Below are 18,226 nucleotides of genomic sequence, written 5' to 3'. Positions count from 1 at the left end.
AATAGTCACTCATTCGCCCATTCACAATTATCTATTTGCGTACATGTCCTGATAATAGCCCTGATAGGCACCTGATGTGACGTTATCGAGCCAGGTTTGATTGGCCAGGAACCAGTCAACCGTTTTTTCGAGGCCTTCTTCAAACTGAAGCGATGGCTGCCAACCCAGTTCATTCATAATTTTATGGGCATCAATGGCGTACCGAAGGTCGTGCCCGGCACGATCCGTTACGTAGGTAATTAATTTGGCCGAGGTGCCTTCTTCCCGATTCAGTTTTCGATCCATAATCTGGCACAGCAGGTGTACCAGGTCAAGGTTTTTCCATTCATTGAAACCACCTATGTTGTATGTTTCGCCCAGTTTGCCGGTATGGAAAACGGCATCGATAGCACGGGCATGGTCGACAACATACAGCCAATCCCGTACGTTCTCTCCTTTGCCGTACACGGGCAGTGGTTTATTGGTCTGAATATTATGAATCATTAGCGGAATCAGTTTTTCCGGGAAGTGATTCGGGCCGTAGTTGTTGGAGCAGTTGGATAGTACCACCGGCAACTTATAGGTGTTGCCGTAGGCCCGAACAAAATGATCCGAAGCTGCCTTGGAAGCCGAGTAAGGAGACTGCGGGTCGTAGGCCGTTTCTTCGGTAAAGAAATCTTCCGGATTGTGCAGCGAGCCGTACACCTCATCGGTCGAGACGTGGTAGAACCGCTTGCCCTCGTAGGCTGGCTTTCCGTCGGCATCCTTCCAGCTATTCTTAGCGGTATTGAGCAGGTTTACTGTTCCAACCACGTTGGTCATCACAAACGACATGGGATCGGTAATGGAGCGGTCAACGTGCGATTCGGCGGCCAGGTGGATGACCCCATCGAAGGAAAGTTCGGCAAACATATCCTCCAGAAATTTCGCGTCGGTGATATCCCCTTTCACAAACGTATAGTTTGGCGCGTGTTCAATGTCCGACAGGTTGGCCAGGTTTCCGGCGTAGGTCAATGCATCGAGATTGTAAATCTGGTATTCAGGGTATTTGGTAACGAACAGTCGAACAACGTGCGACCCGATAAACCCGGCCCCACCGGTAATTAATAGTTTCATGATTTATTGTTTCTTATCTACAGTTTTTAGCAATGTGCAATAAGCATACCTGCAAACCTTAAGTCCGCTCACGCTGGCTAATTTTTTGCTGCCATTTCCAGGCATCCCGTAATGATTCGGCCAGCGAACGACGGGCCGTCCATCCCAGCGCCTGGTTGGCTTTTGATACATCGGCATAAACCTGTTCTACATCGCCAGACCGGCGCGGGCCAAGCTGATAGTTTACCGTAACACCTGTTACCTGTTCAAACGTTTTTATGACGTTTAGAACGGTTTCACCCCTGCCAGTGCCAATATTAATCACATCGTAAAGACTCGCAGCTGACTCGTCGATTAGCTTCCGGAGAGCCTCTACGTGTGCATCCGCCAAATCCATCACATCAATATAGTCGCGAATACAGGTTCCATCCGGCGTGTTGTAGTCATCGCCATATACAGTCAGGCTGGACCGAATACCAGCCGCCGTCTGCGTAATGAACGGCACAAGATTTGCGGGAACACCTAATGGCAATTCACCAATTTCGGCAGAAGGGTGTGCCCCAATTGGATTGAAATACCGAAGAGCCAGGGCCTTGATCGGGAGTTTGGCCCGTACTGCATCGCGAATAATGTCTTCGCCAATGGCTTTTGTGTTACCATAAGGTGACTGCGCAGGCAGGCGGGGCGTTTCTTCCGTAACGGGCAACTGCTCCGGCTGGCCATAAACGGTACAGGATGACGAAAACACTAGATTCTGTACGCCGTATTTGGGCATCATTTCCAATAGTAATAACAGCGAGTCCAGGTTATTACGATAGTATTTCAGCGGCTCAGCCACCGACTCACCAACGGCTTTGTAGGCCGCAAAGTGAATAACCCCAACGGGGTTTTCTTTCTGAAAAATATCGGCCATAGCCGCAGCATCATTACAATTGACCGGATAGCAGGTAATTTCCCGATTCAGAATGGCCTTCAGCCCATCGAGTACAGTACGCTCGGAGTTATAGAAATCATCAATTATAACCGGCTCGAAACCAGCCTCAACCAGCGAAACAACCGTGTGGGAGCCGATAAACCCGGCTCCGCCGGTAACCAGAATTTTGGGGGAATTGCCTGTAGGAGTCAAACTGTTTTTTATGAAAATTTTGTTACTACTTTAACCTGGTAAGTCGTACAACCCAACAAAAGTAGTATATTCAGGAGGTTTACGAAAGTAGTATTTATTCTGAGGATAGTCAGCAAAGTAATCTATACGAATGAACGACAACGAGTTGAAAGCCCTTATTTCGCTTCTGGACGACGAAGACCAGGAAGTTGTGGACCACGTCGAGCAGCGAATTCGGCAGATGGGCGGGCAAATGATTCCCCTCCTGGAAACGGAATGGGAAGGAAGCTTTAATCCCGCTCTACAAAAGCGCATTGAAGAGATTATCCACGATCTTCAGTACGAATCTGTTCTTGACCGAATGCGCGACTGGAAGAACGGTGGAGCAATGGACTTGCTGGAAGGGCTGTGGATTGTGGCAACTTATCAGTACCCTGACCTCTCATTACACAAACTCAAACAGGATGTTGAACAGTTGTTCTATGATGTGTGGGTGGACTTCAAAACGGATATGCATCCCGATGAGCAGATAAAGGCGATGAATACGGCTTTTTTCTCGAAGCTGAAGTTCGCGCCCAACACCAAGCATTTCCATTCCCCGGCCAACTCCATGATCAATCAGGTTCTCGAATCGCGCCGGGGCAACCCCATCACCCTTTGTGTACTGTACATGCTCATTGCCAAACGGTTAAACCTACCCGTTTATGGGGTGAATCTGCCAAACCTGTTCGTACTCACCTATAAAAACAATGCAGGGGTTCAGTTTTACATCAATGTATTTAACCGGGGACTTGTCTTCACAACAAAAGACATTGACCAGTATATCGACCAGTTAAACATTAAACGACTGGACACCTTTTATCAGCCTTGCACTAATGCCGACATCGTTCGGCGGGTACTACGCAACTTGACCCTGGCTTTCGAGAAAAATGGTGATACGGAACGGGTTCGCGAGGTAGAACAAATTCTCAACACCGTTCGCGATGATGGCGACGGATTGCCCCTGTCCGACTATACACAACGGTAACGAATCCAGCTTTTACAATAGCCAGCGAAAGAATATGTAGAGCGTAAACGATAACAGCAGCGAAACAGGCAGTGTAAGTATCCAGGCGAGGGCAATGTTACGAACGGTATCAGCCTGGAGGTTTTTGATACCTTTGTTAGCCACCATGGTACCCGCAATGCCCGATGAGAGCACGTGTGTAGTACTAACGGGCAGTTTCAAACCCGAAGCAACGCCAATCATGACTGCGGCTACCAGCTCGGCCGACGCCCCCTGCGCGTACGTCAGGTGTTGCTTACCAATCTTCTCACCTACAGTTACTACAATCCGACGCCAGCCAATCATGGTGCCAAGTCCTAAAGACAGGGCAATCATCAGAATAACCCACAACGGCGCGTAATCCGTAAACCGACGCAACCCTTTCTCTTCGCCCAGGTTTGCGTTCAGCGTGGCCACCTGGCTCGCACTTAAGTTAGCCCCTTCATCCTCCACAATTTTTTTCATATTGCTGTTAATCAGCAATAGGTCACGACGAACTTCCAGCCGCTCCTCGTTTGGAATCTTGTTGTCGACCAAAGGACCATTTACCAGCTTGCTTAGCCCTGCCAGTTCATTTCGAGTCTGCATTAACCGGGTTCGGTTAACCGCCGAAAGCCGGTTTGAATCCAGCGTAGCAATACTCTGCTCAATCCCGCTGATATTGGTTCCTAACAGGCTAGGGTCCAGATCGGTTTTAATAGCAAACTGGTATGGAACAACACCAATTAGGATAAGCATGATTAAGCCGACTCCTTTTTGCCCGTCATTACTGCCGTGGAAGAAACTTACCAGCGAACAGGTTGTAACCAATATAGCCCGAATCCAGGGTGGCGGGGGAGCGTTTTTTTTCGGTTCTTTAAACAGTTGAGTTTTTGTTTCCTCATTCACGAACCGACGAAGTAGAAACATCAAAATAATGGCCAGGCTAAAACCCAGCAGGGGTGACAACAGCAGCGCTTCGCCCGTTTCGATGGCTTTTTCCCAGTTAACGGCCGAACCAGTTGTGTTTTCGGGCATTGTAGCAAAAGCAAGGCCTACTCCCAGAATAGACCCGATCAGTGTATGTGAACTGGAGCTGGGCAGACCAAAATACCAGGTCCCCAGGTTCCAGATAATGGCGCTAATCAACAAGGCCAGTACCATGGCGATGCTATGGTATACATTCTGATCGACCAGTAACTCGACCGGCAGTAGGTTCACGATCCCCATGGCAACCCCGATACCGCCCAGCAAAACCCCCGCAAAATTGCAAATGCCCGACCAGACAACGGCAACGGTTGGTTTCAGCGAATTGGTGTAGATAACGGTAGCAACGGCGTTCGCTGTATCATGAAAACCATTTACAAATTCAAAGGCACAGGCAGCGAAGAGGCTGATGAAGAGAAGGATAAAAACATCCGTTTCTAATCCAAACATGAGAAAGTTGTCTTCTGTAAGTAAGCAAACGGTGGGTCCGTAAGCTGATGATTGCTACAAAAGTACGCCAAACAGCGCAGAGGCATATTACCAAATTGTTAACACACGTAAGGCAGCCGGGCGCACTACTTCTTTCCGGCCAGTTGGCCGCAGGCGGCATCGATATCTTTTCCCCGGCTCCGGCGTACATTAACCGTTACGCCTTTGTTTTCCAGAAATCCAGCAAACTTATCCAGTGTCTGGGGATCTGTATTTTTAAAATTTGCCTCGGCAATGGGGTTGTATTCAATGATATTGATCTTGGCCGGAACGCGTTTTGTAAACTTCCAGAGTTCCTGAGCGTCCTGCAACGTATCGTTGAAGTTGTAGAACAGAATGTATTCGAACGTAATCCGGGTACCGGTTTTTTTATAAAAATACCCCAGCGCATCGCCTAACACGTCCAGCGTATTGCTTTCGTTGATGGGCATAATCTGATCGCGTTTCTGGTCATTGGCCGCGTGTAAGGACAAAGCCAGATTAAACTTCACAGCATCATCGCCCAGTTGCCGAATCATTTTGGCAATACCCGCCGTAGAAACCGTAATTCGCTTCGGCGACATACCCAGGCCATCCGGCGAGGTGATGCGGTCGACGGATTCGAGCACGTTTTTGTAGTTTAACAGCGGCTCCCCCATGCCCATGTATACAATGTTGGAGAGCGGGGCATCATAGTTTTCTTTCGCCTGCCGGTCAATGGCCACTACCTGATCATAAATTTCGGCGGCATCGAGGTTGCGCTTACGGTCCATATAACCCGTCGCGCAGAATTTACAGGTCAGCGAGCAACCCACCTGACTCGATACACAGGCGGTCATACGGTCACCGTGTTCATCGTTTCGCAGTGCCGGAATCAGCACGCCTTCTACCAGATTACCGTCGAACAGCCGGAACGATGATTTGATGGTGCCGTCATTGCTACGCTGTTCTTCAGCAACCGTCAGCGGTCGAATGTCAAAATGAGCATTCAGCAAGTCCCGCGTGGGCAACGACAGGTTCGTCATTTGCTCAAATGACCGGGCCGATTTTTTCCAGAGCCATTCATGCACCTGTTTAGCCCGAAAGCCCTGTTCCCCCTGCTGGGTCAGCCAGTCTTTCAGTTGAGCGGGTGTTGTTTTACGGATATCCTGTTTCATGGTCAAAGAGTGAAAGAGCGTTAGAATGAAAGAGCGTTAGGAATAAAACTGGCCTTTCACTCTATCGCTCTTTCACTCATTATATTTTCTGCCCGCCATTTCTTTCCTTCTTCCAGTCCTTTCGGCACCCATACCGCAGCTTTATCCATGACTTTTGGGGCAATGGGCCGAATATAGGGGTATAAAAAGGCGGTTTCGACCTGGCGGGGCGGCATTTTTACATTCATATAACTCAACAGCCAAAGAATGACACTAATTCCAAACACCCACGTAAAAACACCGACTGCCGCCCCCGCTACACTATCGAACGTACCTAACACCGAGTATTTGAGTGATCGACGGATAGAAAAACCTAACTGATTGATCATCATTACCGTTGGAAAAAAGATGATGGAGAATCCCAGCCACGGAAGGATCCGTCGGGCTACCTCCCGGCTGATATACGGGCTTAATAGCTCGATACCAAACCCCAGAAATTTGAACCCCACAATCATGGCCACCACAAACGCAATGATGCCCACGATTTCTACCAGTAGCCCTTTTCGGTAGCCGTTAAATGCGCCCCAGGCAAGGGGAATCAGCATGAGTAAGTCGAGTGTGTTCAAATTTACAATGAGTGAAAGAGCGAATGAGCGAATGAGTGATTCAGCTTTTCGCTCTTTCACTCATTCGCTCATTCGCTCATTGTAACAACGTCTTCACCATGGCCGAAATGGCTTTCCCATCGGCCTGACCGGCCAATTCCTTCGTTGCAGCCCCCATAACCTTGCCCATGTCGGAGGGAGCCGATGCACCTACGCGGGCCATAATGGCTTGTAGTTTTTCTTTTAACTCTTCTTCCGACAGTTGCTGGGGGAGGTATTTCTCGATAACGGAAATCTCTCCTTCTTCCGTAGCCAGCAGGTCAGGACGGTTTTGCTGCCGATAGATATCGGCCGAGTCCTTTCGCTGCTTCACCGCTTTGGTCAGAATCCGGGTTTCGTCCTCGGGTTTGAGGTCGCCGGTTTGCCCTTCTTTGGTTTCTTCCAGCAGGATCATTGATTTTACGGCCCGGAGTGCCCGTAATTTATCCTGATCTCTAGCCAGCATGGCCTGCTTTATATCCGCGTCGATTTGTTGTTTTAGAGACATAGTTAAAGAACGAAAGAGTGAATGAGTGAATGAGCGATAAAAAACTACTGAACCTTCACTCTTGCTGCAAAGTTACAAAACCAAGAGCGCCAATTAACTCTTTCGCTCTTTCGTACTTTCGCTCTTTACTATACATGACTCGTTTAAGCGTTAACATTAATAAAATTGCGACCCTCCGGAATGCGCGGGGCGGCAACAACCCGAACCTGGTACAGGTTGCCCTCGATTGCGAACGCTTCGGTGCGCAGGGCATTACCGTTCACCCCCGCCCCGACGAGCGGCACATTCGCTATCAGGACGTGCTGGACCTGAGTGAAGTCGTTACGACCGAATTCAATATCGAGGGTAATCCCGACGACCGGTTTATCCAACTCGTGAAGCAGGTAAAGCCTGCGCAAGTGACGCTGGTGCCCGATGCGCCCGATGCCATTACGTCTAATGCAGGCTGGGACACCATTCGCCACGCCGACCACCTGCGGAAACTGATCGACACGTTTAAAGCCGATGGTATCCGCGTTTCTATTTTTGTGGATGCCGACGAACGAATGGTCGATGGCGCGAAAGCGGTTGGTACAGACCGAATTGAGCTGTATACCGAACCATACGCCACTCACTATCCCCAGGGCCGGGAAGCGGCCGTTGCGCCCTTTGTTCGGGCGGCCAAACGAGCCACAGAAATCGGCCTGGGGCTGAATGCCGGCCACGATTTAAGCCTGGAAAATTTACGTTACTTTGCTGAACAGATCCCCCAGCTCGAAGAAGTTTCCATTGGCCATGCACTAATAAGCGACGCCCTTTATCTGGGTCTGGAAAATACCATCCAACTCTATTTACGCTGCCTGAGCATCCAATGATTCATAAACACCCGGTTGAGGAGTTTTTAGACAAAGCCCAAACCCTACCCATTATCGACGTCCGGTCGCCGGGGGAATACCAGCATGCACATATTCCGGGGGCAGTCAGTATTCCCCTGTTCGACAATGACGAGCGGGCGCTGGTGGGTACCAAATATAAAAATGCAGGGAAGGATTCGGCGGTTTTACTTGGGCTTTCTCTGGTAGGGCCAAAGCTGGCCAACTTTGTAAAGCAGTCGAAAAAACTGAACCCGCAGGGAAAAGAAGTGCTGGTTCACTGCTGGCGTGGTGGTATGCGAAGCAGTTCATTTGCCTGGTTGCTGGACACCGCCGGACTCACGGCATCGACGCTGGCAGGCGGCTACAAAGCGTACCGAAACACGGTGCTTTCAGCCTTTACGGAGCCACGTAAGCTGCTTATTCTTGGCGGTAAGACGGGTAGCGGTAAAACCGATATCCTGAAAGAACTGGCCCGGCAGGGTGAACAAATCATTGATCTGGAAGGGCTGGCCAATCATAAAGGCTCGACCTACGGGGCCATCGGTCAGGCAGCCCAACCCGCCACGGAACAGTTTGAAAACCTGGTGCATCAGCAGTTACGTCAGCTCGACCGTACCAAACGCATCTGGCTTGAAGATGAAAGCCGGAGCATCGGTTCGTGCTTTATTCCAATGCCGCTCTGGCATCAGATGCGGGCCGCGCCGGTTGCGTTCATCGATGTAACAAAATCGTGCCGGGTAGAGCGTTTGGTCCATGAATACGCCGGTATCGACCATCAGCTCCTGGTAGATGCCACGGAACGGATTCAGAAACGACTGGGCGGAAAAATAACGAAAGATGCGCTGGATGCTCTGACGCGAAACGATTACGCTACCGTAGCCGACTTAACGCTGGATTATTACGACAAAGCGTATCTGCACGGCCTATCCCAGCGCGATGCCGCTCTGGTTCATCCTATAGAAATTCGGGAAGATAATCCGGCAGAAACTGCCAAACAGTTGATTGCCTGGGCTGACAATTATGCGGCAAAAGGCGTTTTGCGGTAGATTTTTCGAAGTGGCAGAGCCAGTGAACCCATCAGAACGGTAGCCTCAATAGACCGGTAATCGGCATCAAACCATTGGTCAGGCTGTTCAGTGCGGGAGTAAATACGGGCAAACACTTCTTCCTGACTGATAAAAAGAATGTGCTTCAGGGAGGGAATAAGCCGGTACTGATCAAGTTTGTCCGACTGGTCGTACGCTCTGGTGCTTTTCGACAATACCTCTACCACAATTTCCGGATTCTTGATCCGCGCCGTTGATACCCGGCCGCTTGGCAACACAGCAAAATCTGATGGCCCTTTAACGACCGATAAATCGGCGTTGAACTCAGCGGAACCTTCGGCTACACAGATTTTAACGTTACTGCCCAACACCCGATAATCGGGTTGATCGTCGAGAAGATCGACAAACAATGCGCCAAGTTGACTAATTAACTGTTCGTGTAAATCGGTGGCCTGGCTCATCAGAATAATCTCTCCTTCGTAATACTCAATGTTGTAGGGGAGTTGTTCAGCCAGTTCCAGGTACTCCTCCCAGGTTGCCGGAATGCGGAGCATATCGGGGCGGTCCGGCGATACGGTTTCACTATGTTCCTGCAACGTCATCGGGATTTTTAGGGCAACGGCTTCCATATCACACCAGTTTATTTCCACGAAATCATTTCCACGAAATTATTTCTACGAATATACTTATTTCTTTTTGGAGGACTGCATCCGACGGACCACTTCGCGTTTCTGAAAACCGATGTGCCAGACGGCAAATGGAAGGGTGTCTTTGCCAAAACAGGCTTTGCAGATCGGGCTGATCAGCGGAACAACCGCGTTGTACACGTACGATGTATCGTTGATTTTCTGAATATTGGAAATCGGCACCTGTTTCTGCCCGACACTATACCGGTACGCATCCAGAATTTCCCGCTCTTTTGCGTTGAGCGTTTTATTCTGTATATCGGCCGAGCCCAGCAGTCTTATATCAACTTCGTAACTTTTAGCAATGGCTTTGGTACGGGGCAAATTCGCTAACTGGCAAAGTTTGGCCCGCTCTACCGGGTCGGTGGTTTTCTGCAGTTGCGTGGCCAATTCTTTCTGGATAACCATACTGATCTTTCCGCCCAGATTATCAACCGTAGCAATAAGGTCGGCGTTGGTGATGCGCTTGATTTTTGAATCGGCCATCTCCTGCTTCAATTCGGTCGTATAATGCACCCGTTCCGGATTGCAGGATAATAAAAAAGTTGTCAGGAAAAGAATAGGAAGCAGGCAGGGTTTCATAGACAGGAACTCAATAGGAATACATATCGTCATTCAGATAGAAAACCACACCGGCAGCCGCTTGGTTGCAATCAGTCAATACATAATCGAACTGCCGCGATTTTCGTAATTTTGTGTTTCATAATTGTCTATATCGCTGCCACAACGCTGGCAGATAAAGTACTATACTATGCTTGACCAGTTAGAAGCCATTCGCGAACGCTTCAACGAAGTATCTCAGCAAATTGTGCAGCCCGAAGCCGTTTCGGACCAGAAGCGATTCATGAAGCTGAGTAAAGAATATAAAGATCTGGAGAAGATTGTGGCGCAGTACCAGGCCTACATGCAACTACTCGAAGAAATCGAAAACGCCAAACAGATCGTGGCGACCGAAAAGGACGAAGATTTCAGGGATTTAGCCAAAACGGAGCTTGACGAGTTACTGCCCCGCCGGGAAGAACTGGAGGAGCTACTGAAAGAGATGCTGATGCCGAAAGATCCGAACGACAGCAAGAACGTGATTCTCGAAATTCGGGGTGGCACCGGGGGCGATGAAGCCGCTATTTTTGCGGGCGATATTTTCCGGATGTACCAGCGTTTTTGCGAAAAAATGGGCTGGCGCATGTCGCTGGTAGATTTTACAGAAGGCACATCGGGCGGCTATAAGGAGATTATAACCGAGATAGAAGGCGAGGACGTATACGGCAAACTCAAGTTTGAATCGGGTGTTCACCGGGTGCAGCGCGTACCCGCCACCGAAACCCAGGGGCGCATTCATACCTCGGCGGCCAGTGTGGCGGTACTGCCCGAAGCGGAAGAAGTAGACGTTGAAATCAGTATGAACGACATCCGGAAAGATACCTTCTGCTCGTCGGGTGCTGGTGGCCAGTCTGTAAACACGACCTACTCTGCCGTACGATTGACCCACATCCCAACGGGAATGGTAGTGCAGTGCCAGGATGAACGCTCGCAGTTGAAAAACTTTGATAAAGCCCTGACCGTTCTGCGCTCCCGGATCTACGAAATGGAACTTAAAAAGCACAACGAAGCCATTGCCTCCCAACGCAAAACGATGGTTGGTAGTGGCGACCGGTCCGATAAAATCAGGACTTACAACTACCCGCAAAGCCGCGTAACCGACCACCGCATTGGCCTGACTACGCACAACCTCCCCGCCGTCATGGACGGTGACATTGGCGACTTCATCGAGCAACTCCGCATCGCCGAAAACGCCGAACGATTGAAGGAAGGCGCAACGGTATAAGGCACTCTTCTACCAACAAATAGTAACGATGCCGATGACAAAAAATGGGCTGCTAAACACCTGACGGTGTTTGGCAGCCCATTTTTTGTTTAGCTGAGTAATTTCTCAAAACAGTCTGTAACCATTTCCTATTCTCATTCTTCCCTTCCCAGCGATTCACCAGTTTGAGTGCTCCTTCACCGTACCCCGGCCCTGTGTTTGGGTAACGTGCCGGGTTGCCGGCAGTATTATTGTCAGCGAATTGCCTGTACGGGTATTGGCGTAGTCTGCTCCCAGTCGAGCATGGCGTTCATCAATTTGATACTCTCGAAGCGAGGCAGATCGGCGGGGCGAATATCGGCGGGGTGCAGGATACCGTCGGCCAGCAGACGGGCACGCTGCGTACCTTCGAGCAACGGGTGCGCCGGGGTATACCAGCGGTTACCCGCCAATAAGGCTACATTAGCGTAGGAGGTATCCGTTAATAAACCATCACGAACCAGCAGGATGTCATCGGCAGAACCACGCCTGGCAAACAGGTTGTTGATGGCCTGGCGGTCAGCGTATTTATGGCTGTACATTAATCCATTCGCATTCACCAGGGCCAGACTCTGTACGGGCCGGATGTGGTATGGCTCAAATTCAATCGTTTCTATGTCAGGACCGTACGTTACGCGGCACTTGTAGATTTCTGGTGGAAGCAGCCAATTGGGAAGTTTAATAAAGTCTTCGAGTCGGGCGGGGTCATTCATTTGCCAACAGGCCAGCCGGGTACGGTTGAACCGGTCATTGTGCGCCGAAATATGCTGTAATTGTCGGTTTCGGACACAGATCGTTTCCAGGCAGGAGGGCATAGAAATCACGGGATGAACGACGAATTTTCCTGCGAATTTATCGACAAGTCGGCTTCGACGGATACCGGCAGATACACTTTATCGATCATTTCCTGATACTCCGACCAGGCATCGGAACGGGCAGTAATACCGCCACCACTTTTGAAAACGAGCTGCCCCTGCTGATTCTCGATGAACCGGATCATAACACCACTATCCAGATGCTCGCCGTCGAAATACCCGCAAACCCCCGTATAATACCCCCGGTCGTATTGTTCGGCAGTGTGGATCAGTTCGACTGTTTTGGGTTTGGGTGCTCCGCTAATTGACCCGGCGGGTAACAGGCTGGCCAGCAATGTACCGGGCTGGTCGCGCCAGTTGTCGGGTAATAGGGCCGCTATTTCTGAACTCACCTGGAGCAGACCACCCTCATGCGTGTCAATCCGGTCAATGTAGCGGTATCGTTCCACCCACACCTTTTGGGCAATTCGGCTCAGGTCACTCCGAATCAGATCGACAATGGTGGCGTGTTCGGCGGCTTCTTTGGCATCGGCCAGCAGAGTTGCTTCGGCATTCGGAAGACTAGCCTGAATTGTCCCTTTCATCGGGAAACTTGCCAGCCGGTTACCACGAATCTGTACGAACGATTCCGGAGAAAAACACACGAATCGATCAGCCAGCCGAAGTTTATAGCGGGCTGTTGTCCGGACGTATATATCGCCCAGAGTTAGGTTTGTTTCTATGGGCGTCTGCCCCGACAGGTTTACCAGAAACGAATTACCCAGGTGGATGTTCTTCACCACATAGTCGAACCCAACCCGGTATTGCTCAAACGGTGTGGGATACCGGCGAAACCAGAACGGCTCAGGGGAAGCGGGGGCCGGTGTTCCCGAGAAATCAAAGGCAACATCGTGGGCCTTCCATTCGTCCGGGCGTAGGACAAGAGGGCATTTGAGGTCAAAATCCAGGATGAACAAGAACGGCCGCCGTTGCCGTCCATACTCATCCATCTGGTCGGTTGCCTGATCAAAAGTCATGGAAAAACATACCGTTGATTACTACCGATGTGACACGGGTGCATTTGATATAGTTCGACCCTCAATGATTCACCAGTTTGAGTGCCCCTTCGCTGTACCTCGGACCTGTGTTTGGGTAACGGGCCAGTAAGGTCTCGATAGCTTCCTTGTCTGATTCAGAAAGGATTACGTCGACAGCTCCCGCGTTTTCTTCGAGGTATTTCCGTTTTTTAGTTCCGGGGATGGGGATAATGTCGTCACCCTGCGCCAGTACCCAGGCCAGTGCCAGTTGAGCCGCCGTTAGCTGTTTGTCAGCCGCCAGATCGGCAAACGCGCTCGCCAGCAACTGGTTATTATCGCGGTTCTCGTCGTTGTAGCGGGGCAGGGTACGCCGAAAGTCTTTGGTATCCAACTGGGTAACATCGAGCGTGTTGGTGATGAGCCCCCGTGCTAACGGCGAGTATGGCACCAGCGAAATACCCAGTTCACGAATGGTGCCCAGAATTTCCTTTTCTACATCGCGGGTCAGTAACGAATATTCGCTTTGCAGGGCGGCAATCGGGTGAACGGCGTGCGCTTTACGAATGGAGGCCGCTGAGGCTTCGCTCAGGCCGAGGTAACGCACTTTGCCTTCTGTAACCAGATCAGCAATTGCCCCTACCATCTCTTCAACCGGCACATTTGGATCGATGCGGTGGGCGTAATAGAGGTCGATGGTGTCGATTTTCAACCGTTTCAGGCTCTTCTCCACGGCCTGTTTCATCCAGGCGGGCGAGCCATCGAAATAAGTACCCGGTATGCCTCCGATTCCCGCAACATCATCCCGATACCGGAACCCGAACTTGGTGGCAATAAACACCTTGTCCCGATTAGGTACCAGCACCCGCGAAACCAGTTCTTCGTTGACACCATTCGCGTACATATCGGCCGTGTCCCAGAAATTGATACCCAGGTCCAGTGCCTTATGTAAGGTGGCGATGCTTTCCGTATCATCGGGCGTACCGTAGCCGTGGCTCATGCCCATACAGCCCAGCCCAATAGCGGATAATTGTTCGCCCGTGTTACCCAGCGTTCTATTTTTCATATCGTTTTGTTTTTTGGAGATAAAGAAAGAATTTTCATACTTGTGCCGTTTGCTTCCCGACCGTATCAATCAGGGTCGACAGAACCGTTTGCAGCGCCTGTTTTAAAACCGGGTCAGTTACCCGCCCATCGGCGTCCATACGCTGCCGAACGAAGGGAACAATCAGTGATGCCTGTTCGGGTTGTTGTGCCATCAGCACCTCCATGGTATGCGACAAGGCCGTGTGCGCCCGCGAGCCACCCATATCGGAAGGACCAGCACTGAGAACGCCCACAGGTTTATGGACGAACTCGCCCGATGAAGCCACCCAGTCGAGCATATTTTTCAGAACGCCCGGCATACTATGAATGTATTCGGGTGTACAGATGATAACCGCGTCGGCCTCCCGAAGTTGCGTGCGAAGGTCGGTTACGGCTTCCGGGGCTGGGTCAACATCTCGTTCGGGGCTAAAGTGGGGCAGACTGTCGAGGCTGCCAGAGCGGATAACGGTAACAGAGGAGGGGGCCAATTCTGCAATGGCCTCCAGCAACAAGGTATTGGTTGATGCTGCCCGCAAACTGCCGGATATGGTAAGAATACGCATTGGATACCGGGTTGTTAATTACCGCAACACCTTCGTTATCTCGTTTAGTTTCTCCATCTTCTGGACAAAATCGCCTTTGAGCTGATTGCGGATGGATGTCAGGTTATCGAGGGTTTCCTGTAAACTGTCGGGCAGAATTTCTTCCAGCACCTCCCGAAACCGCTTGGCAAAGGTGGGGGATTTACCATTGGTCGAGATGGCAATTTTAAGGTCGCCCTTCTTCACGACCGAACTCAGGTAAAAATCGCACAAATCGGGGGTATCGGCTACGTTGACCAGGATACGGTGCGCTTTACAATCAAGCTGCACCTGTTTGTTGACAGCCTTATCGTTAGTACCCGCAATGACCAGGTCTTTATCCGACAGATAGATAGAATGATAAGGCTCCTGAACAAGCTGAATTTTAGGATTCTGTTGGGCCAGCTCCCGGATTTCATCCCGAATGTCGGGCGCCACCAGGGTGATACGGGCGGCCGGAGCATTACCAAGCAGGGCAGTAAGTTTTTCCAGACCGACGTACCCACCACCTACAATGAGCGTGTGCAGATTCTCCGCCTTAACGAAAATGGGGAAGAGCGTATTCATAAAAAAAGCCGGTCAGTTAGTGAGTTTGTGGGAATGAATACAAAAGTAATCTACCACTACATAAACTCACTAACTGACCGACTCGTTCAGGTCGACAAACTGACGTTGTTAAAACTTCAACCCGACGTTGACACTGAGTATCCTGCGCTGGGAGTTAACAATGCCTTCAACTGGCTCTTTCAGAATATCCTGGAAACCATAATGGTACACAGCCGACAGGAATAGAGGCCCTTCATCGAAGCCCAGACTGGCCAACCCGTTGATGGTAGTAGAAGCCAGATTACTTTGCCAGATACCTGCTGATTTGTGGAGTTTGTTTAGCAATGTTTTGGCCAACATCAGCCCCTGCTCACCGGGTAGTTCGGACAGACTCCTGTGCGTGTTTTGGGCTCCCGAACCCATTACGTCAAAGGCATCCCAGGTTGACTCACTGATAAACGGGCCCGCCCGTGCGGTGGTGAAGCTGTTGATAGTCACAATCCGGGATGCGCTCCTGCATACGTTCGATTGGGGCCGACCGCGCCGTTCGATTTACTTTCGTGAAAGAGTCCTTTAGGGACAATTTATGCTTTCAGGAGGTTGTTTTTACGGTCACAGACGAAGTGGCTCTGGCAGCGACAGGCGGAGGTGTCGCGTTTTTTTACTGACTGGGAGTCCCATCAGACCAAGTTAAGGCAGAGCAGTTTATCTGACAAAGTAGAACCCGGATGGCTATTTTAAATCATTTATCTAACTAATTGGTATACAAAGCAGTACGTGTGCGGATGGTTCAATAAATTATTGACCGTTGGTACATAAGTAAGGACGTTTATTCCCCGGAGTTAATTAGTATTACCCGCTACTCGAATCATCGTAATACTAAACGTTCAGGATATGAATAATACAAATACGATCCGTTCACTTGGTTGGTTATTAGGCTTGATGCTGTTCTTCTCCTGGACCTTACATGCGGAGGGCAACCCACGGGGAATCGACACTGGCCATGTGGTTCAGTCTAGTGAGTTCTTCAAGCTACTAACTCCAGTCGACGCCCCCCCCATCAGCCTGACGGCCACGGTGGGCGTACCCTTTTCCGCTTCATTGCCCAGGACGTTGCCTATCCCACCGGGGTCCTCCACTTACACCATCGGTGTGACGGGGCTGCCCGCCAACGGACTGAGCCTGGTGGGCTCCGATCCAGGCTTCATTGTGGGTACTCCGCTGAACTCGGGAGTGATGAATCTGACCGTGGTTGAAACCTTTGTGGCCAGCCAGACCATCAACAACGCAACCACCTGGCGAGCCTACACCATTACGGTCGATCCACCGCGCCCCCCCATCAGCCTGACGACCACGGTGGGCGTGCCCTTTTCCGCTTCATTGCCCAGGACGTTGCCTATCCCACCGGGGTCCTCCACTTACACCATCGGTGTGACGGGGCTGCCCGCCAACGGACTGAGTCGAACAGGTGCCGATCCAGGCTTCATTGTGGGTACTCCGCTGAACTCGGGGGTGATGAACCTGACCGTGGTCGAAACCTTTACGGCCAGTCAGCCCGTCAACAACGCAACCACCTGGCGAGCCTACACCATTACGGTCGATCCACCGCGCCCCCCCATCAGCCTGACGGCCACTGCTGGCGTGCCCTTTTCCGCTTCATTGCCCAGAACGTTGCCTATCCCACCGGGGTCCTCCACTTACACCATCGGTGTGACGGGGCTGCCCGCCAACGGACTGAGTCGAACAGGTGCCGATCCAGGCTTCATTGTAGGTACTCCGCTGAACTCGGGGGTGATGAACCTGACCGTGGTNGAAACCTTTACGGCCAGTCAGCCCGTCAACAACGCAACCACCTGGCGAGCCTACACCATTACGGTCAGCTCTTCTACCCCAACCGCACCCTTCAGTATCACAGGAGTGACAACGGTGAGTTGTGCGACTGTAACGGTCGGTGAGCGTATGCTGACCTTCACCCCCCAGTATACAGACGTAACCGGTCAACCCATTAGTTTCTCGGTCGTCAACGAGATGCTGCCTACCACCAGCCCTGGTCCTTACACCCTGCGTTTGTACACTGACAACCCCACTATTACACTAAAGGCCATCCAGACTGGCAGTCCCGGCGAGGCTAGTTTCAACTACAACTGGCTGGCTGTTTGTGGGGGAGGTTCACCGCCACCACCGCCTACCGGCACGTTTTCTATCACGGGCGTCACTACGGTGAGTTGTGCTACCGTTACAGCCGGTGAGCGCCAACTGACGTTTACCCCACGGTACGCGGGTCTGAACGGGCAACCCGTGAGTTTCTCGGTGGTTAATGAGATGCTACCCACCACCAGCCCCGGTCCTTACACCCTGCGGCTCTATACTGACAACCCCACTATCAACCTGAGGGCTACCCAGACCGGCACGCCCAGTGAAGCCAGTTTTACCTACAACTGGCTGGGCGTATGTAACGGGGGAGGTGCTCCCCGTCTGGGTGTGAGCCCGGAACCCACGGCTGAACTACGGGTGAAGTTACTGGGCAATCCCGTACGTGAGGCCATCGAGGTGGAAGTGACGGGTGGTGAAAACAGGCCGCTACACCTGTCCTTGACGGATATGATGGGCCGCGTCGTTGGCGAAAGTCGAACGGAGCGGGCAAGTGCCAGCGAGACCTATCGGTTTGATGTATCGACCCTACCCCCAGGTACTCTCTTGCTGAGGACCAGCACCCAGGGCCAAACGAAAGTGGTGCGGGTGTTGAAGACTGAATAATCTACCCGGTCTACTTCAGGATGTACTGCCAAAACCCGAATCGTTACGATTCG

The 18,226-nt window shown here is 51.2% G+C and carries 19 protein-coding genes; 5 read left to right on the top strand and 14 right to left on the bottom strand.

Translation table 11 applies throughout. The features are described from left to right. Positions 1-27: 27 nt before the first annotated feature. Positions 28-1,095 (bottom strand): dTDP-glucose 4,6-dehydratase, encoded by a 1,068-nt coding sequence (rfbB, locus tag B157_RS0130815; protein WP_020607154.1) that lies wholly within the window; start codon positions 1,093-1,095, stop codon positions 28-30. A 58-nt stretch (positions 1,096-1,153) separates the two neighbouring features. Then, positions 1,154-2,200 (bottom strand): UDP-glucose 4-epimerase GalE, encoded by a 1,047-nt coding sequence (galE, locus tag B157_RS0130810; protein ID WP_020607153.1) that lies wholly within the window; start codon positions 2,198-2,200, stop codon positions 1,154-1,156. Positions 2,201-2,330: 130 nt separating this feature from the next. Between galE and B157_RS0130805 the strand changes: the two genes are divergently transcribed. Then, positions 2,331-3,206 (top strand): transglutaminase-like domain-containing protein, encoded by an 876-nt coding sequence (locus tag B157_RS0130805; RefSeq protein WP_020607152.1) that lies wholly within the window; start codon positions 2,331-2,333, stop codon positions 3,204-3,206. 12 nt (positions 3,207-3,218) lie between these two features. On the opposite strand, the gene B157_RS0130800 is transcribed toward B157_RS0130805, so the two are convergent. The 4 genes from B157_RS0130800 to B157_RS0130785 all read right to left on the bottom strand — a co-directional run bounded on the left by B157_RS0130800 (position 3,219) and on the right by B157_RS0130785 (position 6,946). Continuing rightward, positions 3,219-4,640, bottom strand: a complete 1,422-nt coding sequence (locus B157_RS0130800; RefSeq protein WP_020607151.1) for an inorganic phosphate transporter — start codon at positions 4,638-4,640, stop codon at positions 3,219-3,221. Between the two features lie 125 nt (positions 4,641-4,765). Further along, complete coding sequence (rlmN, locus tag B157_RS0130795) at positions 4,766-5,815, bottom strand: dual-specificity RNA methyltransferase RlmN (RefSeq protein ID WP_020607150.1); 1,050 nt, start codon at positions 5,813-5,815, stop codon at positions 4,766-4,768. A 56-nt stretch (positions 5,816-5,871) separates the two neighbouring features. Beyond that, positions 5,872-6,399: a CvpA family protein gene (locus B157_RS0130790; RefSeq protein WP_020607149.1), complete on the bottom strand. Its 528-nt coding sequence runs from the start codon at positions 6,397-6,399 to the stop codon at positions 5,872-5,874. Between the two features lie 97 nt (positions 6,400-6,496). Beyond that, positions 6,497-6,946 carry a GatB/YqeY domain-containing protein gene (locus B157_RS0130785; RefSeq protein ID WP_026309081.1) on the bottom strand — a complete coding sequence of 150 codons (450 nt, stop codon included), beginning with the start codon at positions 6,944-6,946 and terminating at the stop codon, positions 6,497-6,499. 134 nt (positions 6,947-7,080) lie between these two features. Between B157_RS0130785 and B157_RS0130780 the strand changes: the two genes are divergently transcribed. Both B157_RS0130780 and mnmH read left to right on the top strand, forming a co-directional pair. Continuing rightward, on the top strand, positions 7,081-7,800 hold the full coding sequence (locus B157_RS0130780) for a pyridoxine 5'-phosphate synthase (protein WP_020607147.1): 720 nt from the start codon (positions 7,081-7,083) through the stop codon (positions 7,798-7,800). Next, positions 7,797-8,846: a tRNA 2-selenouridine(34) synthase MnmH gene (gene mnmH, locus B157_RS0130775; RefSeq protein ID WP_020607146.1), complete on the top strand. Its 1,050-nt coding sequence runs from the start codon at positions 7,797-7,799 to the stop codon at positions 8,844-8,846. Before B157_RS0130780 ends, mnmH begins: the two co-directional genes overlap by 4 nt. On the opposite strand, the gene B157_RS0130770 is transcribed toward mnmH, so the two are convergent. Both B157_RS0130770 and B157_RS0130765 read right to left on the bottom strand, forming a co-directional pair. Then, positions 8,819-9,475, bottom strand: a complete 657-nt coding sequence (locus tag B157_RS0130770; RefSeq protein WP_020607145.1) for a Uma2 family endonuclease — start codon at positions 9,473-9,475, stop codon at positions 8,819-8,821. The two genes, mnmH and B157_RS0130770, sit on opposite strands and share 28 nt — an antisense overlap. Before the next feature lie 57 nt (positions 9,476-9,532). Then, positions 9,533-10,114, bottom strand: a complete 582-nt coding sequence (locus tag B157_RS0130765; protein WP_245565365.1) for a hypothetical protein — start codon at positions 10,112-10,114, stop codon at positions 9,533-9,535. 169 nt (positions 10,115-10,283) lie between these two features. On the opposite strand from B157_RS0130765, the gene prfA reads away from it, so the two are divergent. Then, positions 10,284-11,357 (top strand): peptide chain release factor 1, encoded by a 1,074-nt coding sequence (gene prfA / locus B157_RS0130760; RefSeq protein ID WP_020607143.1) that lies wholly within the window; start codon positions 10,284-10,286, stop codon positions 11,355-11,357. A 233-nt stretch (positions 11,358-11,590) separates the two neighbouring features. On the opposite strand, the gene B157_RS0130755 is transcribed toward prfA, so the two are convergent. The 6 genes from B157_RS0130755 to B157_RS39970 all read right to left on the bottom strand — a co-directional run bounded on the left by B157_RS0130755 (position 11,591) and on the right by B157_RS39970 (position 15,914). Next, positions 11,591-12,190, bottom strand: coding sequence for an aminotransferase class IV (locus B157_RS0130755; RefSeq protein WP_020607142.1), 600 nt, complete (start codon positions 12,188-12,190; stop codon positions 11,591-11,593). A gap of 5 nt (positions 12,191-12,195) precedes the next feature. Next, on the bottom strand, positions 12,196-13,206 hold the full coding sequence (locus tag B157_RS0130750; protein ID WP_020607141.1) for an aminodeoxychorismate synthase component I: 1,011 nt from the start codon (positions 13,204-13,206) through the stop codon (positions 12,196-12,198). Between the two features lie 61 nt (positions 13,207-13,267). Continuing rightward, entirely contained in the window at positions 13,268-14,269 is a 1,002-nt protein-coding gene (locus B157_RS0130745; protein ID WP_020607140.1) for an aldo/keto reductase, read from the bottom strand. Between the two features lie 34 nt (positions 14,270-14,303). Further along, positions 14,304-14,852 (bottom strand): NADPH-dependent FMN reductase, encoded by a 549-nt coding sequence (locus tag B157_RS0130740; RefSeq protein ID WP_020607139.1) that lies wholly within the window; start codon positions 14,850-14,852, stop codon positions 14,304-14,306. An 18-nt stretch (positions 14,853-14,870) separates the two neighbouring features. Beyond that, positions 14,871-15,437 carry a precorrin-2 dehydrogenase/sirohydrochlorin ferrochelatase family protein gene (locus B157_RS0130735; protein WP_020607138.1) on the bottom strand — a complete coding sequence of 189 codons (567 nt, stop codon included), beginning with the start codon at positions 15,435-15,437 and terminating at the stop codon, positions 14,871-14,873. Positions 15,438-15,545: 108 nt separating this feature from the next. Beyond that, on the bottom strand, positions 15,546-15,914 hold the full coding sequence (locus B157_RS39970) for a hypothetical protein (protein WP_020607137.1): 369 nt from the start codon (positions 15,912-15,914) through the stop codon (positions 15,546-15,548). Positions 15,915-16,358: 444 nt separating this feature from the next. Between B157_RS39970 and B157_RS39965 the strand changes: the two genes are divergently transcribed. Further along, the gene (locus tag B157_RS39965; RefSeq protein WP_020607136.1) at positions 16,359-18,173 is read left to right on the top strand and encodes a T9SS type A sorting domain-containing protein; all 1,815 of its coding nucleotides are present in this window, start codon (positions 16,359-16,361) and stop codon (positions 18,171-18,173) included. The last annotated feature ends 53 nt before the right edge of the window (positions 18,174-18,226 follow it).

Source organism: Spirosoma spitsbergense DSM 19989, assembly GCF_000374085.1.
GTDB classification, from domain to species: domain Bacteria; phylum Bacteroidota; class Bacteroidia; order Cytophagales; family Spirosomataceae; genus Spirosoma; species Spirosoma spitsbergense.
The sequence above is the reverse complement of the archived record's forward strand: the minus strand, read 5'-3'. Positions and strand labels throughout refer to the sequence as shown.